This window comes from Enterobacter cloacae complex sp. IR5422 (assembly GCF_049238165.1).
Classification (GTDB): Bacteria; Pseudomonadota; Gammaproteobacteria; order Enterobacterales; family Enterobacteriaceae; genus Enterobacter; species Enterobacter roggenkampii.
The window spans coordinates 1-5,771 of sequence record NZ_JBMKHT010000092.1; the positions used below are offsets into that span (position 1 = coordinate 1).

The 5,771-nt window shown below is 53.3% G+C and carries 3 protein-coding genes; all 3 read right to left on the bottom strand.

Annotated features, from left to right (window positions below; genetic code table 11):
- Window positions 1-112 precede the first annotated feature (112 nt).
- Window positions 113-385 carry a restriction endonuclease subunit S gene (locus ACOTXT_RS22105; RefSeq protein WP_421625458.1) on the bottom strand — a complete coding sequence of 91 codons (273 nt, stop codon included), beginning with the start codon at window positions 383-385 and terminating at the stop codon, window positions 113-115.
- A complete protein-coding gene (gene hsdM / locus ACOTXT_RS22110) occupies window positions 382-1,971 on the bottom strand; it encodes a type I restriction-modification system methyltransferase (protein ID WP_055321660.1) in 1,590 nt (529 codons plus the stop codon). The genes ACOTXT_RS22105 and hsdM overlap by 4 nt, the downstream gene beginning before the upstream one ends.
- 72 nt (window positions 1,972-2,043) lie before the next feature.
- Complete coding sequence (gene hsdR, locus ACOTXT_RS22115) at window positions 2,044-5,556, bottom strand: type I restriction-modification system endonuclease (protein ID WP_055321661.1); 3,513 nt, start codon at window positions 5,554-5,556, stop codon at window positions 2,044-2,046.
- Between the last annotated feature and the right edge of the window lie 215 nt (window positions 5,557-5,771).

Genomic DNA, 5,771 nt, shown 5'->3' on the forward strand with positions numbered 1-5,771 from the left:
CGGGTCTGGCGGCGTTTACTGGAAAACTCACTGTCGGCAAAAGTCAGTTGCTGGCTCATCCGGTTACTCATTCTGGGTTCAGGTTACAACACGATGATCTCACATCTCGGACTTATTCGCACCTTCCCAAGCTCATACGAGTCGCAATAATTGGTGTCCCCGCAGGAATTATATTTGTACTGCTATTTTCTACTGCATCATTGGTAATATGATCGATAGTATCTGTAAGGGTATGTTTATTCATATCCTTGACACTCATCCATGGAATATCCCCTTGATAATACTCAGGGATTGCTTTGCTTGGGGTACCTCCGCCAATAATAGTAAGAAGTATATTATCCAGCTCGCTTTTTACCCACCCCTCCGGCAATTTCCCCTCACTCATGCCTTCACCTCACCAAACGCTTCATTCAGCAACTGACGCTGCGCATCCGCCTCATCGCCTGCGCCCAGCTCACGCATCAGCGCATCCAATTCGCCCAACGCCTGTACCAGCTCACCCATCGCTTCTGCCGCCAGCACGTCCGGCTCCGGCAGACTGTCGGCGTCGATGCTGTCCTTATCCTTCAGCCAGGAGATATCCAGTGAATCGGATTTTGCCGTGCGGATCCATTCTCGGCTGAACTTACGCCAGCGGCTGGTCGCCTGGTGCTGGTCGGTGTTTTTGTTCTCTTCGCTGTCGGCGACTTCGCTCTCTTCGGCGTTAAAGCTCCACTCACCCTCGTTACGCGGGCTTAAGCCGTGCGGATCTTCGCCGTAGACGGTTTCAAACGGCTGCAGGTGCTGCTCGGTAAACGGCGTTCGCTTGCCGAAGCTCGGCATATTGGTACGCAGGTCATACACCCACACGTCGTCGGTGCAGTTTTTATCCTGATTTGGATTGGCAACCGTGCCTTTGGTAAAGAACAGCACATTGGTTTTGACGCCCTGGGCGTAAAAGATGCCGGTCGGCAGGCGCAGAATGGTGTGCAGATGGCATTTGTCCATCAGGTCGCGACGAATATCTGTGCCTTTGCCGCCTTCAAACAGGACGTTATCCGGCACGACTACCGCCGCGCGGCCGCCGGGGCGCAGGGTTTCAATGATATGCTGCATAAAGCACAGCTGTTTGTTGCTGGTCGGGTGCACGAAGGTGCGGGTAATGTTGGTGCCCGCGGCGCTGCCAAAAGGCGGGTTGGTGGCGACGATATCGGCCTGCGGTAAATTCTCGCCGTCGCTGCCCAGCGTGTTGCCCAGACGGATGGCACCGCCGTGGTCGAGGTTACCTTCAATATCATGCAGCAGACAGTTCATCAGCGCCAGACGACGGGTGCCGGGCACCAGTTCGAGGCCGATAAACGCGCGGTGGATCTGGAAATCCTGGGTGTCGCCATCAAGGTCATCCAGATCGTTAGTCTGTGACTTCACGTAACGGTCGGCTTCAATCAGGAAGCCCGCGGTCCCGGCGGCCGGATCCTGCACAACTTCACGCGGCTGCGGCTTCAGCAGATGGATAATGGTTTTGATCAGCGGACGTGGGGTGAAGTACTGGCCCGCGCCGGATTTGGTTTCGTTAGCGTTCTTCTGCAGCAGCCCTTCGTACATATCGCCGAAGTCGTCGCGGGACTTGCCGTGGTCGCCATTGTACCAGTCCAGCGCGTCCATATAGCTGACCAGTTCCGTCAGCTGTTTGGGCTGTTCAATGGTGGTGCTGACATTATGGAATACCGCCTGCACCAGCTTTTTCTCATCTGAGCCTAACTGAACCAGCAGGTTTCGGTAGAACTGCATCTGATCCTGGCCAATACGCGATTTCAGGTCATCCCAGCGGTAGCCTTCCGGCAGGTAGTCCGCTTCCTGGCCGGTCTCTTTGCACATTTTCAAAAACAGCAGCGAGGCGAGTTCATTGACGTAGTTTTGATAAGAGACGCCGCCGTCGCGCAGGTTGTCACACAGTTTCCACAGTTTGGCGACCAGATCGTTATTGTTCATTGAAGATCCCATATAAAACAGCGGCCCTTATCGGGGCCGCAGAAGAAGAAATTGCCGGGGGATGATAACGCGTCAGGCGAGCTCATCCCAGATGTAATCGCTGAACTTATCCAGCACGCTGTCGAGGTTGTCGTCAAAGGTGCGCTGTAACATTGGTTTACCGCCGCGACGGTGGAAATTGCCGGTTTTGAAGACGTCGTCGTCGAGCACCACTTTCTCTTTGAGCGCCTGCGCTAAACGGTCGAGCCAGCTTAGTTGTTCATCACTCCAGTCATTCTCGCCCTTGATACGTGACAGCGCGTGATCGACACGCTCGTCGAACGGTTTGAGCGCATCGCCCACCGCCGCACGGCGGATATGGCCAATCAGCCTGGCGGCAATATCTTCGTTGCGCGTCTCTTTCCACGCGCTGCGCAGAGAGGACTCTTCAAAATGCTGGCGGTCAAACCACTCCTGCAATTCCACCAGCCCTTTACGAGTGAGGTCGCGCGGGCGATTGATCACCGCCTGCAGCGCGGGCTGGGCGTTAGGGGAACGCTGCACCAGCGCATCAAACGCTTCCAGGAAATCCTGCGGTGTGTCGTAATCGCCATACAGCGATTTGACGCTCACCACCTCATCGTCGATATCGAGGAAAATAGGGGCCTCGCGCAGGGCGTTGATATCGGTTTTCAGCCTTTCCAGGCGGGCGATAAAGCCGGGGAGCTTATTGAAAATCTCGGCGCTCCAGTGCGGTCCTTTTTCCCGCAGGCGCGAAGCCAGGCCGCCGAAGTTTACGCCTGCGGCATCCATGCACAGTTCATCCAGACGGCGGACCTGCTTATCCACCGCTTCGCTGCGATCGCGATTATAAGTGGCGAGGCCAATGATTCTCTGCAGCTTGGCGACCAGCTGTTCATGGCTGTGCTCGGCAAAACTGCGGCCATCCGCTTCAATGGTTTTGTAGGTTTCTGAGTCGGTAATTTCATTGACCAGCGTTTGCAGTTCCACCTGTGGACGCACAACCACCGGGCGCATGGTATCGACGCTTTCCAGCGAGCTGTAGATATCAACACAGTCGAAAATCTTAAAGCTGGTTTTCCCCACCGACGGGCACAGACGCGTGGCACGACCCTTCATCTGCTCGTAGAGAATGCGGCTTTTGACTTTGCGCAGGAACACAATATTACAGATAGACGGAATATCCACGCCGGTGGTCAGCAGGTCAACCGTGACCACGATATTGGGTAGCCGCTCTTTGTTGAAGCGGACGATCATGCTTTGCACTTTCTTCGCGTCTTTATCGGCATCACCGGTGATCTTGATAATCGCGTCGTGCTCCAGCTGCGGATACTTTTTCTTAAACGCGGTGCGCAGCTCGTCAACCACCATGTCGGCATGGGCGTTGGTGACGCAGAACACCAGCGTTTTTTGCTGTCCGGTGGGATCCAGGTATTTGGTGAGCTCACCGCATACCGCACGGTTAAACGCCGGGATCACCAGGCCGCGGTTAAAATCGGCAACCTCAAAATCCTGATCGTCAGCCAGCGTGTCGTTGATCAGCTCGCCTTGCGTGTTCAGGCGTTCCACCTGTTCGCCCTCGGAAAGATAGACCCCATCCTGCGCGTTGCGGGTAACGATCTGAATGGGCGGATCCTGATCGATCAGGTAGCCGTCGATCACCGCCGTACGGTAGGTGTAGCGGTAAACTGGTTCGCCGAAAATATCAACCGTGTGCAGGGCTGGCGTGGCGGTCAGGGCAATTTTTAATGCATCGAAGTGGTCGAGAATGCGACGGTAGGCGGAAACGTAATCCAGCTGGCTGCGAAACTGCAGCTCGCCTTCGGTCTGCTCTTTATCGAGAATGTAACCGCGGTGTGCTTCATCGACGACAATACAGTCGTAACGGCCGACCGGCATCGGTTCATCTGATTGCAACGTGCGTTTAACCAGCGACTGAACCGTGGCGACGTGAATTTTGGTGCTGTCTTCCGGGAATTTATCAGTCAATCCTTTGATATCGAAAATGCTGTTAAAAGTGTCGCCGTTAATCCGTGTATCTTCAAACGATCCCAGCGCCTGCTCGCCGAGCGAGCGACGATCAACCAGGAACAAGACGCGTTTGAAACGCTGCGACTGGATCAGGCGGAACATCAGGGCGATGGCGGTACGGGTTTTACCGGTACCGGTCGCCATTGCCAGCAGGATCTCTTGTTGGCCGTTAACAATGGCCTTCTCTACCGCGCGAACGGCATCCTCCTGGTAATAACGCAGACCCAGTTCGCTCATTCCGGGGTTATCGGCAAACCACTGATTCTGTTTTTGCGGGTCGCTGCCCAGCATATCCAGCAGCTCTTCCGGGCGATGCCATTCCGGCAGCGCTTTCGACATATTGGTGGTGTGGCGGACGTCGCGATACCAGATTCCGCTTTTGGTCTTCATTGCCGCGCGGTATTCACGCCCGTTGGTGGAGTAGCAAAAGGGGATTTTAAAACGCTGTGTGCCGCTGGTATCTTGCCAGCTGATTTCGTAAACCGGTAGGGTTTCGTGTATATCGTCGGGGGTAAATTGCTCCAGAAGCGTATCGCGCAAAAACGCATTATCGAAATATTTACTGTATCGATAAGCCTCATTCAGCTTGCCGGGAACATCAATATTTTTACGTTTTGCTTCGACAACGGCGATGGGCTTGAGGCCAACGAACAGAACATAATCCGCAAATCCTTGCTTACCCGTTTCATCTACGCCCGTAGGCCATTCGGCAATCGCTTTATTAATACCCGGTTCCGGGCGAGCACCTTTGGCAAAGCGCAGCATTTTACTATCCGCCTGCCAACCCGCTTTACGTAACTGAGCGTCAATCAGGAAGCGACTCTCCTCTTCACTGAGATTCAGTGTACGCTTGACGGCCTGGTCGGTAATTTCTTTATGGTAGGCTTTTCTTTCCTGTTCCGTGAGCTTAGCCAGCTTCGCATTTTTCTCAGCTAACTGCGCTTCCAGTGCTGAGAAACGAGCCAATGTCTGTGCTTCAGTTTCCTGCTGCTTACCTTCAAGAATGGCAATATAACCGTTCAGAGCAATCAGTTTCTGCTGCTGTGCTTCGAGTTCAGCCTGACTGAGTGCTTTCTCACGTGACTGCTCTTCTAGCTTTTGTTTTAACGTCAGTACTTCCTGACGGTAAAGATTTTCTCCGCGCTCCGGTAAAACAAAAACAGGCACAGGGAAGTCATAATCTTTCGTAACCAAACGGTAGTACCAGACGCCCAGCCGAAAACCTAGCCGTAAGCACATCTGAGCATCATCAAGATCGTTATGGTATTCGTGGACAGCCTGGTTACCAATACGACGTAATTTATGGAACACGGAAAGAATGCTGTCGTCAACGAAGGCAATTTTTCCAAGCTCACGCAGGAGTTCGTGCTGATTTTCACAGGGAGGAATATCCAGCAGCAGACCAAGATGTTTTGCCGTCGCTTCGCCAAACATACGCATTTTTACCAGCGCAGTATTGGGATCATCCGGGTAGTTATTTTCCGCCGCACATGCAATGGCATAGGTGAAATCGTTCACGCCCTTCAGGAACTCAAAATTGGATTTATTCATCATTGTTATGCAGGCCTGCGCATACATTTTAGGAACATAATTTTTACTTTAACTTTCTGAAGCTTCCCGAGCAATGACCAAAATCACAGCAAGTTAAGGAAGTTGCGATTAAGTGGTCCGCAGCTCCCGATATGACGCCCCAAACCGTCCTTTATCGACGTCCTGTGGCTCAATTTTCCAATTTTCAGCCCAAAATCGTCTCTTCGTGGCTGATTTTG